Source organism: Rhodococcus sp. Leaf225 (genome assembly GCF_001426145.1).
Classification (GTDB): domain Bacteria; phylum Actinomycetota; class Actinomycetes; order Mycobacteriales; family Mycobacteriaceae; genus Rhodococcoides.
In genome coordinates, this window is sequence record NZ_LMRN01000008.1 from 541 (window position 1) to 17,693 (window position 17,153).

A 17,153-nucleotide genomic window follows, 5' to 3' on the forward strand; every position below is an offset into this window, starting at 1 on the left:
TGCTCATGGACAAACCGCCGCCGCCGAACTCGCGGGGCGCGTGGGGGGCGAACACCGCCGCGTCCTTGGCTGCGGCCTGCAGTTCCCGGCGCAGGTCGTCCCCGCCCGCGGCGGTCACGTCACCGAGGAATTTGTCCTCGATGGGCAGGACGTGCTCACGCGTGAAGGTGCGGGTGCGGTCGATCCACTCGCGGACGCTCGGGTCGTAGGTCAGATCGATCGCCATGCTTACCTCCAGGTACCGACCGAGCGATCGCTCGGTCACCCCGATGGTGTCAGACGGCGGAGCGATCGGTCAAGGGTGATCAGCCGCGCCAATCGGCTCCCACGGTGCCCCGCGCGAGTTCGGAATACACCTCGACCAGTGCGCGCGGGTCCAAGCGCCCGCCGGATCGGTACCAGGTGGCTACTCCGACGCACATGGTCGTCACAGCGCGGCTCGCGTCGAGGGGGTGCGACGTCGCGAACGTTCCCGACTCGACGCCGTCCAGCACGATCCGGTCCAGCATGCGTTGCTGGGCGTCCCGTTGCGCGAGGTAGGCCTCACGGTTGCCGTCATCGAGGCTGCGAATCTCGGTGGAGCAGAGGAAGGCGACGTCCTGCCGGTGGACGTGGAAGAGAAGCAGTGACTCCACGACCGCGTCGAAACGGTTCACGGGGTCAGCGCCGGCTTCTTCTTCCGCGCGGGTCGATCGGTCGAGCAGTTCGCTCATCGCGGCGGAGGTGATGGCCACCAGCATCGCCTGTTTCGACGGATGGTGGTGATAGAGACCGGGAACCGAAAGCCCTGCCCGAGAAGCGATCTCGCGTACCGACGTGCCGTGGTAGCCCTGGTCCACGAAGGCGACGAGCGCGGCGGCGAGAATGGGGGGAAGCGGATCGGACTCGTACTCCCGCCAGGAACCGTCCTTTGTCATGAGGTAAGAGCGTAGAGGCCCGGCACCCCTGTCGTGCTCGGCGCCGAGCCGTCGGCTTCTCACACTCGCGGGTCGAGTCCGTACTGATCCGGCACGCCGAGGTTGTCGCGCAGGGTCGGTCCCTCGTAGTCACGGTGGTACAGACCACGCTCTTGCAGAATCGGCACGACCTCGTCGACGAAGGTGTCGATTCCGTCTTCGTAGATGTCGATCGCGACCCAGAATCCGTCCGCCGCGCCGGCCTCGAACCACGTCTGCAGGTGGTCCGCTGTCGTGGACGCAGGGCCGATGGGGGTGGGGTGGTAGTCGATGACCCCGTGGGCGAGCGTCTCGCGGATCGTCCAACCTTCTCGTGCGACTTCGAGAGCCCGAGCGGACCGTGGATCGCCGGGATGCGCTCGTGCGGTGGCCAGCTCATCGGATGTGAGCGGACGGTCGATCTGCTCTGCGGTCAGGGGAAGTCCCAGCATGGCACCGAGGTACGGCACGCGGCTCGCGAAGGACTGCTCACCCAGTGCGAGGCGGCGATCGAGTGCCTCCCGTTTCGTTCGGGCGATAGCAGGCATCACGCCCGCGAAGAATTTCACCTCGTCCGGATCTCGGCCCGCGCGTTCCGCAGCGGCGCGGACTGCAGCTCGCTGCGCTTTCGCGTCCTCGATCGTGAAGACGGCGCCGATGACCGCGCTCGCATACCGCCCCGCGATCTCGAGGCCGTACTCGCCGCCGCCCGCGGAGACGATGACGGGCTGGCCCTGTTCGGACGGTGGTATCGCCAGTGGTCCTGTGGACGCCACGTACTTCCCGCTGAGGTTGATCGGTCGGATCTTGCTCGAGTCGACGAATCGAGGGGTTGCAGTGTCCTTCAACCATGCGTCACGCTCCCAGCTGCCCCAGAGCGCCTGAGTCATCTGGATCACCTCGTGAGCTCGTTGGTAGCGCTCGGGTCGCGGGGCGATCTGTCTGCCGAAGTTGGCCGCCGCCGCTGGATCGCTCGTGGTCACGGCGTTCCATCCGACACGCCCATGGCTCATGACGTCGAGGGCCTTGAAACTGCGCGCGATGTTGTACGGCTCGTTGAATGTCGTCGATCCGGTCGCGACGAGGCCGATGCGCTCCGTCTCACGGGCGATGGCCGCCAGCGTGATCATGGGTTCGAGCGTCAGCATGGGCGCCTCGTGATCGTGGCCCTCCCCGATCTGCGCGAGGAAATCCGGAAAGAACAGGAACGCAACCTTCCCACGCTCGGCGGATCGGGCGTATCGGACGAGGGCATCGAAACTCGTGTAGTTCGACGGATCGACGCCCGGCGCTCGCCACGCCGTCGGTTGAGTTCCGTACCCGTTTCCGAGCTGCATTCCCAGGATCATCTGGCGGTCGGTCATGACACTCCTCATTGCTTGTGGCGTTGAAGCGACAACGTTCCTCGATCGGAGTTTCTTCCCATGGGCGGACATCGACTTTCCGACTGCTCAGTCGGTGACCCAGTCGAAGGTGTCCTCCACTGGCGCCCTCCGCGTTCGGAACCCGTTGGCGGGATGCCCTGCATCGGGATAACCGAATGAGATGCCGCACAGCACGACACGGTTTTCCGGGAGGTCGAAGTACTTCCTGATGAAGGGGGAGTGCGCCGCCAGCGCCGCCTGGGGCACCGCTGCGAGTCCTACACTGTGAGCGGCCAGCAGGAAGGTCTGTACATAGAGCCCGCAATCCACGGCGCCGTAGACGCCGAGCTCCGCTTCCGTGGTCACGATCGCCGTATGGGGTGCACCGAAGAGTTCGAAATTTCGTGCTGCCTGCCGGGACGAGGCTGCTCGATCGCCCTTCTCCACCCCCACGCTCTCGTACAGTTGCCATCCGCACTCTCGTCGCCGATCCCGATGTATCCCCGAATAGGAAAGCGGGAAAGGAAGATCGGGCTCGGCCTCCGCGCCGGACGAGTACTCGACGAGAGCGTCTCGAAACCGCGCTGTGCCCGCACCCTCGGTCACCAACAAGTGCCATGGCTGCGTGTTGCACCAGGACGGAGTCAACCGCGCCAGATCGAGCACGTGCTCGATGACATGCCGCGGCACCTGCTCGTCCACATAGCCGCGACAGCTGCTTCGCCCGCGCAGCAGGCGAGCGAGAACGTCGGTGTCGGTGTGATCGCTCGAACTCATGTCGTCTGTTCGTCGCGATCCGGTCGGACTGCAGGGGCCGAGCGTCGAGCGTGTCGGCTGACGGCGAGTCCGGATTCGTGCAGATCGACCACCGCCGAGTCGGTCACACTGCGGTTCAACGTGTGTTTGGTGATCCTCCCACTCGCGTTCCGAGGTAGGGCATCGACGATCTCGATGAATCGTGGGGTGGCGTAATAGGGAAGTTCGACGTTGACGAATTCCGCGAACTCCTCGATCGTGAAGGACGATCGGTCGTGAACGACGATGTCCGCCTTGATGCAGTCGTCGACTTCGGTGTCTATGCGTACGCCGAACACCGCTACTTCGCGCACAGCAGGGAATTTGGAGATCGCGTGCTCGACCTGGAATGCGGAGACGTTCTCGCCGCGTCGTCGCATGGAATCGTTCGCGCGGCCGGCGAATTGAAGGTTGCCGGTGACGTCGTATCGAGCCAGGTCGCCCGTTCTGTGCCACAGGTCGCGCCATGTCTTCAGCGTCGCTTCCGGCTGGCGCCAATATCCGGTGAACATCACGCCGGGTCGGGTAGGGCGCAGCACGATCTCGCCGACCTCACCGTCCGGCACGTCGTTGCCGGAATCGTCCGTCAACCGGAGTTCGACGTGATCGAGCGGCCGCCCCATGGAGTTGCGGTCTCCGGGTGGATAGTCCGACTGCACCATGGCGACCGGATTGAATTCGGTCTGGCCGTATCCGCCACCGATCACTCGGACGCCGAACCGATTCTCGAATTCCTCCTTGGCCTCGTGCGGCGCCGCGCCGCTCCAGAAGAATCGCAGGGGATGTTCTCTGTCGTCGTCGCGCGGGGGCTGTCCGAGAAGCGCGAGGGTGGTGAATCCGAGGCCGTGGAACGCGGTCACTCCGTACCGTCGCACGCGGTCCCAGAACGCCGACGCGCTGAAACGGGGAACGACGACCACCTCGGCTCCCGCGATGAGTCCGGTGGTCAGCACGTGTATGCCACTGACGTGGTAGAGCGGCGCGGACGACATGTACACGTCGTCGTCACGCAGCCCCGACCACGGCCCGAAGACCTCACCTTGATGCAGGAGGTACCGCTGGCTGAGGACGCAGCCCTTGGGCAGTCCGGTGGTGCCCGACGTGTAGACGATCTGGGCCGGGTCGTCGGGCCCGGCGAGTTCGAGTTCGTGCAGAAGAGGTCCGGAGGCCACGGTGCTCCACGCGACCAGGTCGAACGGCACCCCCGGAAGCGGGTGCGACGTTCCGTCGTCCAGTACGACAACCGTTCTCAGCTCCGGGACGTCGAGCGCGAGAGTGGCGAGCATGCTCAGACCATCGGAATCCACCACGATCACGCTGGGCGCGGCATCGACGAGTTGATGACGGAGCGAGTCACCTTTCAGGTACTCGTTCAACACGACGTTCACCGCGCCGAGTCGGTATGTGGCGAGAACGGTGAGCAACACCTCGCGTCTGTAGGCACTGAGATACACGATGCGCTCGCCCTTGGCCACGCCGAGCTGTAGGAGGCCTCCTGCCAGCGCTGCGGTCGCCGTGTCCAGGCCGTCGTACGTCAGCACGGTGTCGTCTATGCGTACGGCCGTGCGTCCCGGTCTCGTACGTCCCCACGTGTGCAGTGCGCTCGCGATATTCATGAACGGCTCTGCAGGGACTGATGATTCGTTTCCGGTGCGGGCGAACGCGAGATCGGGGTCGGTCATGAGTTCCTCACTGCGGACGTGGTCGGGATTGCGCTCATGCGATCGGGTCGAGGCCACGGAGCGATCCCTCCTCGCGCCAATTCTTCAAGAGGTCGAAGAACTTGAGGGGTCCGTCTCCGTAGCCGCCGGAGAACAGTCCGTTGGCATCGCCCGGCTTGCCCTCGTTGTTGAAGTAGCCCGGAGTGCACTCCTCGTAGAATGCCTGGCTCGACTTCGACGAGCGGATGATCTCGTCACGCCATTCCTTCTCCGCGAGTGGCGATGCTTCCAGCGGGCCGAGATCGGCTGCCTTCTGAGCGGAATAGATGTAGGCGATGTGCTTTGACTGCTCGTTGACCGTGTGCATGTAGTTCACCGATGTCCCGGTCTGTATCCGGCCCATGAAGTAGCAGTTGGGAAAGCCGGCGGAATGCAGACCGTGGAATGTGCTGAACCCGTCCTGCCATTTCTCGCTCAGACGTATTCCATTGCGCCCGACCACGTCGTAACCGTTTCTGCTGGTGTACTGAGTTCCGACCTCGAAACCGGTGGCGAAGATGAGGCAGTCCAGTTCGACGGTCCGGCCGCCGGCCACCACAGCACCCTTCTCGATGCGTTCGATCCCTTGTCCCATGGTGTCGAGCAGAGTGACGTTGGGACGATTGAACGTGTCGAGGTACTCGTCGTGGAATCCCGGGCGCTTGCACAGCAGGCGATACCAGGGTTTGAGCGACTCGGCGGTGTCGGGATCCGCGACGGTCGCTTCGATGCGATCCCTGATCTCGTCCATCTTCTTGAAATCCAGCAGTTCGAGAATCTCGTCCTTCTCTGCCGGCGAGAGTCGCCTACCCAGTTGCTCTGCCACCGGGCGAACTGCTCGCCCCGTCAGGCGCTCGTAGATCGATGTCCACCCGTCCGCCACGAGATCCGTCGTCACCGCGTTTCCGCTGACGATGGTGATGAAATTCTTCATCCGATCCTGCTGCCAACCCGGTTGCAACGACTCCGCCCACTCCGGATCCGTCGGACGATTCGCGCGAACGTCGACCGTGGAGGGTGTCCGCTGGATGACGACCAGTTCGCCTGCAGATTCGGCCAATTGGGGAACCGCTTGCAGGGAGGTCGCGCCCGTGCCCACGATCCCGACCCGCTTGTCGGCGAGACCGCTCATTCCGCCTGTCTCGTCGCCGCCCGTGTATCCGAAGTCCCAGCGGCTGGTGTGGAAGACGTGGCCGCCGAAATGCTCGATGCCGGGGATGCGTGGGAACTTCGGCTTGCTCAGCGGGCCGCTGGCGATGACGATGCTCGATGCGCGGAGAACGTCGCCGCGGTTCGTCCGGATCTGCCAGACGGCGCGGTCGTGATCCCATTCGACGCTCTCGACACGTGTGTGGAACGTGGCCTTCTCGTACAGTCCGAAGTGACGTCCGATCCGCGCGGCATGGGCCCGGATCTCGGGCCCCTTCGCGTATTTCATCGTCGGGACGTAACCGACCTCGTCGAGAAGCGGTAGGTAGATGTACGACTCGATGTCGCACATCGCTCCGGGGTACCGGTTCCAGTACCAGGCCCCACCGAAATCTCCACCTTCGTCGAGAATTCGGATATCGGTACATCCTTGTTGCCGCAACCGCGCACCTGCCAGCAGACCGCCGAACCCGCCACCGATGATGACGACCTCGACGTCCTCGTCGACGGCGGCCCGAGGTTCGACGTCCATGAAGGGGTCGTCGGCGAATCCTTCGTACGTGTCGATCGCGCCCTGGTACTGGGCGACCCCGTCGACCCTGATCCTCTTGTCTCGCTCGCGGCGGTAGATTTCCCGGTACTCCTCGGGAGACTTGTGGAGCCCGGCGACGAGCGACGCTCGAATCTGTTCGAAGTCCGATGTCGTCGGGTGTGTGGGTGTCGAGTGCGTGCTCGTCATGTTTCGCTGTCCCTGTCTTGTGTCGATTCGCCCATCGGTGATCGGGGCGCGCTACGGAAGCAGTTGTCGTGCTTCGACTCCGCGCACAGCGGGGGCGGTCGAAGTCGAGTAGGTCTTGACTAACTAAACAATGTTTAGTTGACTTCTCTCGAACGGTACGTCCATCGGACAGGCCCGTCAACCCCCACTACGGGGAACAGTGCCACCGTTGCGGCGAGGCGGTACCGGGAGATCTCACGGGCTGTTCTACCGCGTCGGCCGGCGGCCCGAGAGTGGCGAAAGATCAAGGAGTGATCATGAATTCGACGGACGGTGCTCCGGGGCCACTGCAAGGGCTACGGGTGTTGGAACTGGCGGGAATCGGACCCGTCCCTTTCGCGGGAATGATGCTCGCCGACATGGGCGCAGATGTCATCCGCCTGGACCGGGTGGGTCGGGGCGCGCATGCCGCGGACGTCGACGAGCTTCGGCACACCAGCATCAATCTCCGCGGCAAGCGTTCACTCAGCGTGGACGTCACCACGCCGCAAGGCCGCGACGTCGTTCTACGCGTGATCGAGACGTGCGACGTCGTACTCGAGGGAATGCGGCCGGGAGTCGCGGAACGGTTGGGGCTCGGTCCCGACGACTGTATGGCACGGCGCCCCGACCTGATCTACGGACGGATGACGGGGTGGGGACAGACCGGTCCCTACGCGCAGGTTGCCGGGCATGACATCAACTACCTGGCGCTGGCGGGCGTGCTCGAGGGCATCGGGCGGCCGGACTCACCTCCGACTCCGCCGTTGGCGTTGGTAGGAGACTTCGGGGGTGGTGCGATGTTCCTGTTGTTCGGCGTCATGGCAGCTCTCCACGAGGTGACATCGTCCGGGAGGGGACAGGTCGTCGATGCCGCCATGACCGAAGGTGCTGCACTGCTGAACACGATGAACTACAGCATGAGCGCTGCAGGTGCCGGGACGACGGAGCGAGGCGAGCATTTCCTGTCCGGCGCAGCGCCGCACTACGACGCCTACCGATGCTCGGACGGACACTGGATCTCCATCGCGGCGAACGAGCCGCAGTTCTATGCCGAACTACGCGACGCACTCGGCCTCGACGGAAAGGAGTGGGACGACCAGCACGACCGAGCGCTGTGGGCATGGCGAAAAGTGCAGCTCGACACTCTTTTCGGGAGTGCTACTCGTGAACAATGGTGCGAGCGGTTGGAAGGTCGCGCTATCTGCTTCTCACCGGTACTCGACATGCACGAAGCGGCGGAACACCCACAGAGCCTGGAGCGACAGAGCTTCCTGTCCAGGGAGGGTGTGCTGCAGCCGGCACCGGCGCCTCGGCTCAGCCGCACTCCCGCTCGTGTCGGAGCAAGACCTCCGAAGATCGGAGAGCACACGATCGACCTTCTGACGGAACTCGGCTTCGGCCCGGAGAGCGTGCGCCAGTGGGAGATCGACGGAGTGATCGGGTCTCGAGCCGACTCGGACTAGTGTGCGTCCGTCTCGCCCGTCGGCTTCCCGGAGACCGTCGCTTCTTCGGCAAGCGCCTCGAAACCTCGGATGAGTGCTCGCACGGTGATGTCCAGTGACTCCTCGGCCGTCCAGGTGTCGGCTTCGATAGCGCGCCGCAAGGTCGGGTACTGCTCGGGTACGTCTCCGTACTTGCTGTTGTCCCAGTCCGGGCCGATGAGCGCCGAGGCGAGACCCAGCATCTCTCCGGCTCGCATGATCGCGAGCTGGAGGTTCTCGGGAACTCCTCCGGCCGCCATCGACGACAGGGAGTGCTCGAACTTCGCGTACGAGTAGCTCTGCCACAAGCGTGCTGCGAGGATCGGTGCTGCACGGGGATGTTCGATCAACGTGCGGCGATACTGGTGAGTGCCGTTGACGAACGTGTTCTGCCAGCTGTCCTGCTGCTTCGGTATTCGTTGCTTGCGCAGCAGGTGCATCGTCAACTCCGCGAGGATCTCCTCCTTGTTCGCGAAGTGGTGGTACAGCGAGGCGGCGGTGACGTCCAGCGCCGTGGCAATCTTCCGCAGGTTGAGTCCCTCGGGGCCATCGCGATCGACGATGACGAGTGCAGCATCGACGATCGATTCGCGGGTGATCAGAGCCGTCTTCGGGCGACCGAGCCCGCGCTGACCGTTCTCTGTCTTCTTCTGCACCGTGCCGAGCCTACCTTCGTCTCCGGGATGGATGCCTGGTAGAGGTCCCGCTCGTCAGGGCGTGAAGTTCGGCGTGACGACGACGTTGATGGCGTTCTCACCGGCGACCTGACCCTTCAACACGTCCAGTGCTGTCCCGAGCCGATCGAAGCCGAAGACGTGTGTACGCAATTCGGACAGGGCCTTCGGATTGTTCGCCACGAGGTCCAGCGCCAGGCGGTAGGAACGGTCGGTGCTGCCCGGCACCGCCTTGAGGGTGCCCCGCTTGTAGAGGAACTGGTCGATCGGAAAGCCGTCGAGAGTACGGAGTTTCACCCCGATGACCATGATCGTGCCGCCGCGCCGGAGAGCAGCGACCGACTCGTTGATCGGGGTGACCGCGTGAGGTGTGGTGTCCAGCACCACGTCGAAACCCTCGCCGTCCGAAAGCTCCATGCACCGAGCGACGAAGTCTTCCGATTCCACGTCGATGACCGCGTCGGCACCGAGTCGAAGAGCGACATCCAGTTTGAATCTGTCCTTGGTGAGACCGGTGACCACGATCTTGCCCGCACCGGCATGACGGGCGGCCAGCACTGCTCCGAGGCCCCGTTGACCCGGTCCCAGGACGAGAAGCCGATCGCCGACGCGCAAACCGCCCTGGGCGATCGCCCACTCGTATCCGCCGGCTATGGGCTGCCACAGAGTGGCATCGAGGGCATCGACTTCGGGCGGCACCTTGTACAGGATGCCGTTGCGCGGAACGAATGCGTGTGTCGAGTACCCACCCCACAGGCTGGGCGACACCGATGTCGGCACCATTCCGTACCGCAATCTCTCGACATGGCCTGTGCAGCCGGAAAGATCGCCGATCAGGCACGAACGACAGATGCCGCACGAGACGAACGGATTGACGCACACCCGGTCGCCCACGGCGAGGCCGCGGCGATTGACCGTCGCCGGCCCCATGTCCTGGATGGTGCCGGCTATCTCGTGGCCGAGAATGCGAGGACGTTCATCCCAGTCCCGGTCGAGCCCTTCGTACGCTTCGACATCGGACGCGCACAGTCCGTTCGCCTCGACACGCACCAATACGTCGCCCTCGCCGAGTACCGGCAGGTCGAAGTTCTCGAACTCGAACTTGCCGGCGCCGTGTTGGACGAGCGCAGTCGCCTGTTCCATGTAATCACCTTTCCAGGGTCGAGGCAGATGGGCGCATCGTCCTGTGACCGAGTGCGCCGGCCGCGAGTGCCGAAGTTGAATCGTTGCAGGTCGGAAACCCTTGTTTGCCGACACACTGTATCCAAACAGTGTTTGATTTACAGGTATATCCCACCGGACGAGACGTGGTCAACCGCCGAAGTGCAGCAGCTCACCGGATCGAGGAAGTGTGATCTGCATCTAGCGTCGCAGGTCACATTCGACTACTATGTCGATTAAGCGGAGATGAGATCTGCATCGGCTGTCGCCGGGCTCGATCGACCGCATGAGTGATAGCTGCCGGAGCTCGGCTGCACCCGACACGAGGAGTTTCAGATGGGTTTCACAATCGGAGTCGACGTCGGTGGAACCTTCACCGACATCGTCTTGAGCGACGGTGAGCGAACCTGGCGCGACAAAGCGCCGACGGATCCACAGGAGTTCGGCCGCGGCGTGCTCCAAGCATGCGACAACGTTGCTGCGCGAGCCGGAACGACCAGCGCGGACCTGATGCCGAAGGTCGAGCGCTTCGGTCTGGGCACCACCGCTGTCACCAACGTCCTGACGGTGCGCAGGGGAATGCGCGTGGGCCTGCTGACGACCGCGGGATTCGAGGACGTCATCTCGTCCGCCCGAAGCCGCCGCGTCTCCGTCGACGGGTGGCTGGAGGTGCCCTGGCAACCGGTCGAACGCTCGTGCGTCAGGGGAGTGCCCGAACGTATCGGTCGGGGTGGCGTCGTCGTCGACGAGCTGGACGAGGCCGCGGCGATCGCGGCGCTGGACGAGCTCGTCCGGGATCAGGGTGTCGAGTCGATCGCCGTATCGCTGTTGTGGTCCTTCGCGAACTCGGCACACGAGGAGCGTGTGACGGCCATCGCGCGGGAGAGGTACCCGGAGATTCCGGTGTTCTCGGGTGCGGAACTGCACCCGTCCATTCGCGAGTACGAACGGACGATGGTCGCGGTGCTCAATGCGTTCAGCGGTAATGCGCTGGACGGAATCGACGATCTCGCAAAGACTCTTGTCGACATGGGTCTGCGTTCACCCATGCTCCTCCTCCAGGCGAACGGGGGCACGACCACGCTCGACGAGGCCCGGCGATCACCGTTCAGCCTGAACTCCTCGGGGCCGTCTGCGGGTGTCGTCGCGGCCGCCGAGTTCGCGGCCGCAGCCGGGTTCTCGAACGCGCTGTGCGGCGACGCCGGCGGCACGAGCTTCGATGTGGCACTGGTTCGGGACGGCCTTCCGCAGCGCACACAGCGCGGAACGCTGCACGGTGTCATCACTGCTCAGTCGACGGTCGACGTCGAGTCCATCGGAGCGGCGGGAGGGTCGATAGCCTGGGTCGACGACCGGGGGCTCCTGCGGGTGGGCCCGGAATCCGCGCGCGCCATGCCCGGTCCGGCCTGTTACGGGCGCGGCGGTACGCAACCTACGTTGACCGACGCCATGGTCGTACTGGGCTACATCGATCCGGCATCGTTCCTGCGTGGCACCATGCCGCTGGACGCTGCGGCCGCGCTGGAGGCGTGTGCCACCGTCGGTGCCCGACTCGGTCTGAGCGGTGAGGAGGTCGCGCTGGGCATCCATGCGATCGCGGTCGAGCAGATGGGCAAGGCCGCCCGGCTCCTGGCGACGTCGAGTGGTCTCGAACCCCGATCGCTGGCCTTTCTCGGCTACGGCGGATCCGGGCCTCTCTTCTCCGGGGATCTGGCTCGGATCGCGGGGGTGCCGACCGTGCTGGTTCCGCTCCCGGCGTCGGTGTTGTCCGCCTTCGGTGCCGCGTGCGCCGAGGTTCGACGAGAACGCCTCACCTCTGTCGACCAGTTGATCGATGCCGTTGACACTGAGTCGCTCTCGGCCAAGATGAAGAGCCTCGGCCAGGACGTGTACAACGATGTCGAACGCAACGGGGTGCCGGAGTCCGGGCGTCGCGTCGAATTCGAAGCGGACATTCGCTTCCACCAGCAGTCGTTCGAGCTGACGATTCCCCTCGGTGACGGAGCGTTCGACGCCGCGCAGATCAAGGATCACTTTCTCGAGCAGTACTCCCAGCGCTACGGCACGAGTGCCATCACCCTGGGAACTCCCGTCGAAGTGGCCGCCGTGCGCGCCATCGGCATCGGGAAACTCCCGCGCGCGGCCATACAGATCGATCCCGACGGCGTCGACACGACAGCGAAGCCCGACGGAACGCGGCAGATCCTCCTCGACGAGAACGGCCGTCGATCCGTCGATGTCTACGTCGCAGCCAATCTGCGTCCAGGACACACGTTCACCGGGCCGGCGATCGTGGACCAGGGAGACACGACCATCGTGGTTCCCGACGGCTACCGCGCGACGCGCGACTCCCGCCACACCTTGAAGATGGAGGCAATCTGATGACCGCTCTGCAGGAGAACCCGACCGTCACCATGAACGTGATCGCGGTCGAGGTTCTACGGCACCGACTGGAAGCGCTCGTCGCCGAGGCATCGAGGGTGATCGAGCGGACCGCGATCAGTCCGATCGTCGTCGAGAACGGTGACTACTGCACCGCGATCCTCGACGGGGCGGGCGATCTCGTCATCGGCGGCGGCAAGATCACGATGCAGTTCAACGAGTCCACCAATGCTGTCAAGACGGTATTGGCGGTGCACGACGACATCGCCGCGGGCGACGTCTTCCTCTCGAACGACCCGCACGGTGGCGGCGGACTGCACCCGCAGGACGTCTTCGTACTGAGGCCCGTCTTCGTGCACGGCGAGCTCGTCGCATGGGTGGTGAACTCGGCGCACCTCATGGATCTCGGCGGCATGGTGCCGGGATCGTTCGCCCCCAACGCCACCGAGTGCTACCAGGAGGCGCTGCGCTTCCCGCCCGTACGTCTGGTCCGCAGCGGCGTGGAGCAGCGAGACGTGTGGGCGATCTTCCTCAACAATGTCCGCGTCGCGCACCTCGTCGAGATGGACCTGCGCGCACTGGTGGCCGGCATCAACGTCGGCCACGACAGGCTCTCCACCCTGGTCGAGGAAACCGGGATCGAACGATTTCGCTTCGCGATCGCCGACCTGAATCGACGTGCGCTGGCGGCGATCCGAGGTCGGATCGCCGAATTGGCCGACGGTACGTACCGCTACACGACGTATGCGGAATGGCGAGGTGCGTTCCACAAGATTCCGTGTGCGATGACGGTCGACGGGTCGTCCCTCGTCTTCGATTTCGACGGCGCGGCACCGCAGGTCGCCAGCTTCCTCAATTCCAAGGACCATGTCGTCAAGAGCATGTTGAGCATGTACCTGGCGCTCTACCTGGTGGGCGATCTGCCGCACAATCAGGGCTACCTGGATGCCTTCGAGGTCAAGTGCACGGAGGGTTCGATCCTCAACGCCCTTCCGCCGGCCCCGGTCGGTGCCGCGCATCTGCTCGCGTCGATGGATGCTGTCAGCGCGGCCCTGCGCTGCCTGGTCGCAGCAGCGTCGTCGGCCCCGGGTTCGTACGTCAGCCGATTCCTGTCCGCCATTCCGCCGCATTCGGGAAAGTTCCTCTTGACCTGGTCCGGTCCCGGTCACTCGGGCGAGCCCCTGGCATGGTTGATGCAGGACTCCTCGGCGGCGGGCTCGTCGGCGGGCGCCGACCGCGACGGAACCGATTTCTACTGCGAAATCGTCGGGAAGCAGAACACGATCGAACCTGCCGACGTCGAGACGACCGAGTCGTGGTACCCGTTGCGCATCGACTTCCGCCGCCGGGGAACGCGCATGGCACACGGAGCGCACCGCGGCGGCGCCGGCGTGGAACTGGGTTTCCGGTCGACGAGCGACGCGTCGCTGTTCGGCACCAGTATCGGCCAGCACGATCTCCTGTCGACGGCAGGAACTGCCGGGGGACTCGACGGAACGACATCTCGGATGGCGATCCAGCTCGCTGACGGCACGCGGAAGCCGCTGGCCTTGACCGATCAGGGATTCGAACTGAAGCCGGGCGATCAGTTTCTGTGCTGGGCGGGAAGTGGAGCGGCGTGGGGCGATCCGATCGATCGTGCGCCCGCTCTCGTGGAAGCCGACATCGATGCCGGGTATGTCTCCGTCGAGGACGCTGCCGAGATTTACGGCGTCGTGCCGGGGGACGAGGATGCAACGAGTCGCCGTCGGGCAGAGATCGGTTCGAGGCGCCTGGCAGCGGCGCGGGCTGCGGCTGTCCCGATGGAGCAGACGGTGGTGTCGGACGAGGCAGGTCTGCCCATCGGTCCGAATGTCGATCAGCGAGGAGACCTCGCCGTGGCGAGTGCGTCCGGGGCGGTACTGGCGCAGGCGCCTCGTCCGTGGACGGACGGCGCCCCAGTTCTGGTCGAGGAGATCGGGGGTGCCTCCGAACGGCGGGCATACCTCGACCCGGTCACCGGGCACTTCCTCCACGTGGAGGTCGTGCCGGTGGGCGAAGGGATCTCCTTCGAGTACATGCCCACGAGTTGGGTGACTGCATGAAAGACGTCGAAGCGTGGACGACCCTGGTGTCACCGTCGAGCAGTCGTGACCCGCGGAAGTTGGCCGAACGTGCGCAACGCCTGGAATCCGACGGGTGGGACGGTGCTTCGCTGGTCGACTCCCAGTGCCTCATGGGGGACGCGTTCGCGGTGCTCACTCTCGCCGCGGTGTCCACGAGCACGCTGAAACTGGGGACAGGCACCAGCAATCCCGTGACACGTCATCCATCCGTCCTGGCTAATCTCGCGGCGACCGTCCAGGTCATCTCGGGGGGCCGGATGTCCTTGGGTATCGGACGTGGTGACTCGGCGTTGGCTCACATCGGAGCCCGACCTGCGACCGTGGCGACGTTCGACAAGGTGTTGTCGATGCTGAAGTCGTATCTGCGGAACGACGGCGTTCCGATGTCCGATTCGGCGAGCATGCTTGCTGTCGGACGTCCCGGGCTCGACGGCATCGCCATCGCCAACGCGCCGGAAACCAGTCGGCTGCACTGGCTTCCCGCGGACCTTCCGCCTGTGGAGATCGAGGTCGCGGCCAGCGGCCCCAAGGTCATCGCCGCAGCAGCTCGGCACGCCGATTGGATCTCGTTCTCGCTGGGTGCAGACGAGCACAGACTCCAGTGGGCGATCGACGTGGCACGTGAGGAGATGGATCGGGCAGGGCGGGAACCCGGATCCGTGCGCTTCGGCGCGTATCTGCCGCTGTACCCGCACGAGGACGTCGAGTTCGCTCGCGAACTGAGTCGGGGAATCGTCACGTCGCACAGTCGATTCGCGGTGATGAGCAACTCGATCACCGGACCCGTGAGCGAGTCTCAGCGCGCCAACCTCGAACGGGTCAAATCCACCTACGACATGACGAAGCACGGCGATGCTGCCGGTGCGCACTCCCGGGTGCTCGATGACGACTACATCGATCAGTTCGCACTGGTCGGAGACCCCGATCGATGCGTGGAGCGGATAGAGCGCCTCGTCGACATCGGGATCGAACGGTTCAATTTCTGGACCGCAGACCTGGACGGTAAGGCAGGCGAGAGTTACGGCCTCGCAGTCGAATCCATTCTGCCCCGCGTGCCGAACCGGGGGAGGAGTCCCGCGGCGTCGTCACTCGACTGAGGGTTCGCGAGACCGATGCATGACGGTGCCGATGGATCTCACCACCGTAGGACGTTCGCGGTGCTCGCCGCCGGTGTGGTGTCCTTCGCGCTGATGCTGTCGCTGGTGACGCCGGCTCTCCCGACGATCCGAGACGAACTGGGAACCTCTCACGCCGGCGTCACGCGAGTACTGACGGCATATCTGCTGTCTGCGTCCATCTTCACACCGATCGTGGGTCGGCTGGGTGACAGATACGGCAAGAAGCGGTTCCTGGTTATCGTCCTCGTCGCGCTGGCGCTCGGGTCGCTGGCCGCGGCGTTGGCAACCACTCTGCCGTTCATGATTCTCGCTCGGGTGATCCAGGGAATCGGCGGCGGCGTACTGCCGTTGGCGTTCGGAATCATCCGTGACGAATTTCCACCGGACGAGGTCGGCGGCGCGGTCGGGTTCATCGCCGCGCTGACTGCGTCCGGTGCCGGCCTCGGGTTGGTGCTCGCCGGGCCGATACTCTCGACGTTGAATTACCGATGGCTCTTCGTGATACCGATGGTCGTCGTCGTCGCCGCGGCAGTTGCAGCGCAGGTGTTCATCCCCGAGAGTGCGGAACGTGCAAGCGATTCGATCAGTGTACGGGCGGCACTGGCCATGTCGGGTTGGCTGGTGGCGCTTCTGGTCGCCATCGATGTCGCACCGCAGCGGGGTTGGACCTCCGTCTCGGTCATCGGTCTCCTCGTCGTCGCCCTCGTTCTGTGCACTCTGTGGATCCTCATCGAGACTCGTAGTGACTCGCCGCTCATCGACATCCGACTGATGGCCGCCCGTCATGTGTGGGCGACGAACCTCGTCGCACTGCTTTTCGGTGTTGCCCTGTACGCCTTGATGAGCACTCTTCCTGCGTTTCTCCAGACCGCTACGGACCACGGATACGGATTCGGTGCGTCGGTCACCCACTCGGGGTTGATGCTTCTGCCCCAGTCGGTGTTCGTCTTTATCGCCGGATCCTCTGTCGGCGGACTCGCCCGCAGATTCGGATACCGTGCGATCCTCGTAGCGGGGACGATCATCTCGTTCGCCGCATTGGTGACCTTGGCCTTCGTGCACACCCGCCAGTGGCACATTTTTCTCGTGACCTCGTTGACCGGAGTGGGATTCGGTTTGGCTATCGCCTCGATGTCGAGCATCGTCGTCCGCTCCGTACCCCGGCATCGAACCGGGATGGCCAGCGGGGTGAATGCCAACATTCGGACGATCGGTGGATCCCTCGGTGCGTCGGTCGTGGCCGGCGTCGTCGCGGCGAACGTCGATCCGTCGGGCGTACCCGCCGAATCCGGTTACACCGTCGGCTTTCTGGTCCTCGCAGGCGCCATGTTGCTCAGTGTGTTCGCGGCATTGGCGATTCCGAGGGAGCCGCGGGCGATCGCGTGAGTGTCCGTTCGTGAGGTCGTCCGAAGTTTCGTGTCGGACAGTAATTTTGGGATTCCTTGCCGGCGGTTCGGCCGCCGCAAGCGGGCAGAATCAAGCATTGCAATCGACATGCATGTCGGGTACGTTCCTCCGGTAAGTGAAAC

Annotated in this window: 12 protein-coding genes and 1 pseudogene; 5 read left to right on the forward strand and 8 right to left on the reverse strand. The window is 64.6% G+C overall.

Features of this window, described 5'->3' with window-relative positions; translation table 11 throughout:
• The 6 genes and pseudogenes from ASG69_RS23015 to ASG69_RS03510 all read right to left on the reverse strand — a co-directional run.
• Positions 1-226: pseudogene (locus ASG69_RS23015) on the reverse strand (acyl-CoA dehydrogenase family protein); the annotation flags it as partial.
• Between the two features lie 79 nt (positions 227-305).
• On the reverse strand, positions 306-917 hold the full coding sequence (locus tag ASG69_RS03490) for a TetR/AcrR family transcriptional regulator (RefSeq protein ID WP_056449006.1): 612 nt from the start codon (positions 915-917) through the stop codon (positions 306-308).
• A gap of 59 nt (positions 918-976) precedes the next feature.
• The gene (locus tag ASG69_RS03495; protein WP_056449448.1) at positions 977-2,299 is read right to left on the reverse strand and encodes an NtaA/DmoA family FMN-dependent monooxygenase; all 1,323 of its coding nucleotides are present in this window, start codon (positions 2,297-2,299) and stop codon (positions 977-979) included.
• Between the two features lie 87 nt (positions 2,300-2,386).
• Positions 2,387-3,076, reverse strand: coding sequence for a nitroreductase (locus ASG69_RS03500; protein ID WP_056449010.1), 690 nt, complete (start codon positions 3,074-3,076; stop codon positions 2,387-2,389).
• Complete coding sequence (locus ASG69_RS03505) at positions 3,073-4,776, reverse strand: AMP-binding protein (protein WP_156380423.1); 1,704 nt, start codon at positions 4,774-4,776, stop codon at positions 3,073-3,075. The genes ASG69_RS03500 and ASG69_RS03505 overlap by 4 nt, the downstream gene beginning before the upstream one ends.
• Positions 4,777-4,810: 34 nt before the next feature.
• A complete protein-coding gene (locus ASG69_RS03510; protein ID WP_082544707.1) occupies positions 4,811-6,682 on the reverse strand; it encodes a flavin-containing monooxygenase in 1,872 nt (623 codons plus the stop codon).
• 296 nt (positions 6,683-6,978) lie between these two features.
• Between ASG69_RS03510 and ASG69_RS03515 the strand changes: the two genes are divergently transcribed.
• Positions 6,979-8,166 (forward strand): CaiB/BaiF CoA transferase family protein, encoded by a 1,188-nt coding sequence (locus tag ASG69_RS03515; protein WP_056449454.1) that lies wholly within the window; start codon positions 6,979-6,981, stop codon positions 8,164-8,166.
• On the opposite strand, the gene ASG69_RS03520 is transcribed toward ASG69_RS03515, so the two are convergent.
• Both ASG69_RS03520 and ASG69_RS03525 read right to left on the reverse strand, forming a co-directional pair.
• Positions 8,163-8,840, reverse strand: a complete 678-nt coding sequence (locus ASG69_RS03520) for a TetR/AcrR family transcriptional regulator (protein ID WP_056449015.1) — start codon at positions 8,838-8,840, stop codon at positions 8,163-8,165. The two genes, ASG69_RS03515 and ASG69_RS03520, sit on opposite strands and share 4 nt — an antisense overlap.
• A gap of 54 nt (positions 8,841-8,894) precedes the next feature.
• The gene (locus tag ASG69_RS03525; RefSeq protein WP_056449018.1) at positions 8,895-10,001 is read right to left on the reverse strand and encodes a zinc-dependent alcohol dehydrogenase; all 1,107 of its coding nucleotides are present in this window, start codon (positions 9,999-10,001) and stop codon (positions 8,895-8,897) included.
• A 354-nt stretch (positions 10,002-10,355) separates the two neighbouring features.
• Here ASG69_RS03525 and ASG69_RS03530 point away from each other — a divergent pair, with 354 nt between their 5' ends.
• Genes ASG69_RS03530 through ASG69_RS03545 form a run of 4 tightly spaced genes read left to right on the forward strand, consistent with a single transcriptional unit; the run spans position 10,356 to position 17,010 of the window.
• Positions 10,356-12,401, forward strand: a complete 2,046-nt coding sequence (locus tag ASG69_RS03530) for a hydantoinase/oxoprolinase family protein (RefSeq protein ID WP_056449022.1) — start codon at positions 10,356-10,358, stop codon at positions 12,399-12,401.
• The gene (locus tag ASG69_RS03535; protein ID WP_056449025.1) at positions 12,401-14,485 is read left to right on the forward strand and encodes a hydantoinase B/oxoprolinase family protein; all 2,085 of its coding nucleotides are present in this window, start codon (positions 12,401-12,403) and stop codon (positions 14,483-14,485) included. The genes ASG69_RS03530 and ASG69_RS03535 overlap by 1 nt, the downstream gene beginning before the upstream one ends.
• Positions 14,482-15,603 carry an LLM class flavin-dependent oxidoreductase gene (locus ASG69_RS03540; RefSeq protein ID WP_056449028.1) on the forward strand — a complete coding sequence of 374 codons (1,122 nt, stop codon included), beginning with the start codon at positions 14,482-14,484 and terminating at the stop codon, positions 15,601-15,603. Before ASG69_RS03535 ends, ASG69_RS03540 begins: the two co-directional genes overlap by 4 nt.
• Before the next feature lie 60 nt (positions 15,604-15,663).
• Positions 15,664-17,010, forward strand: coding sequence for an MFS transporter (locus ASG69_RS03545; RefSeq protein WP_235578837.1), 1,347 nt, complete (start codon positions 15,664-15,666; stop codon positions 17,008-17,010).
• Positions 17,011-17,153 lie beyond the last annotated feature (143 nt).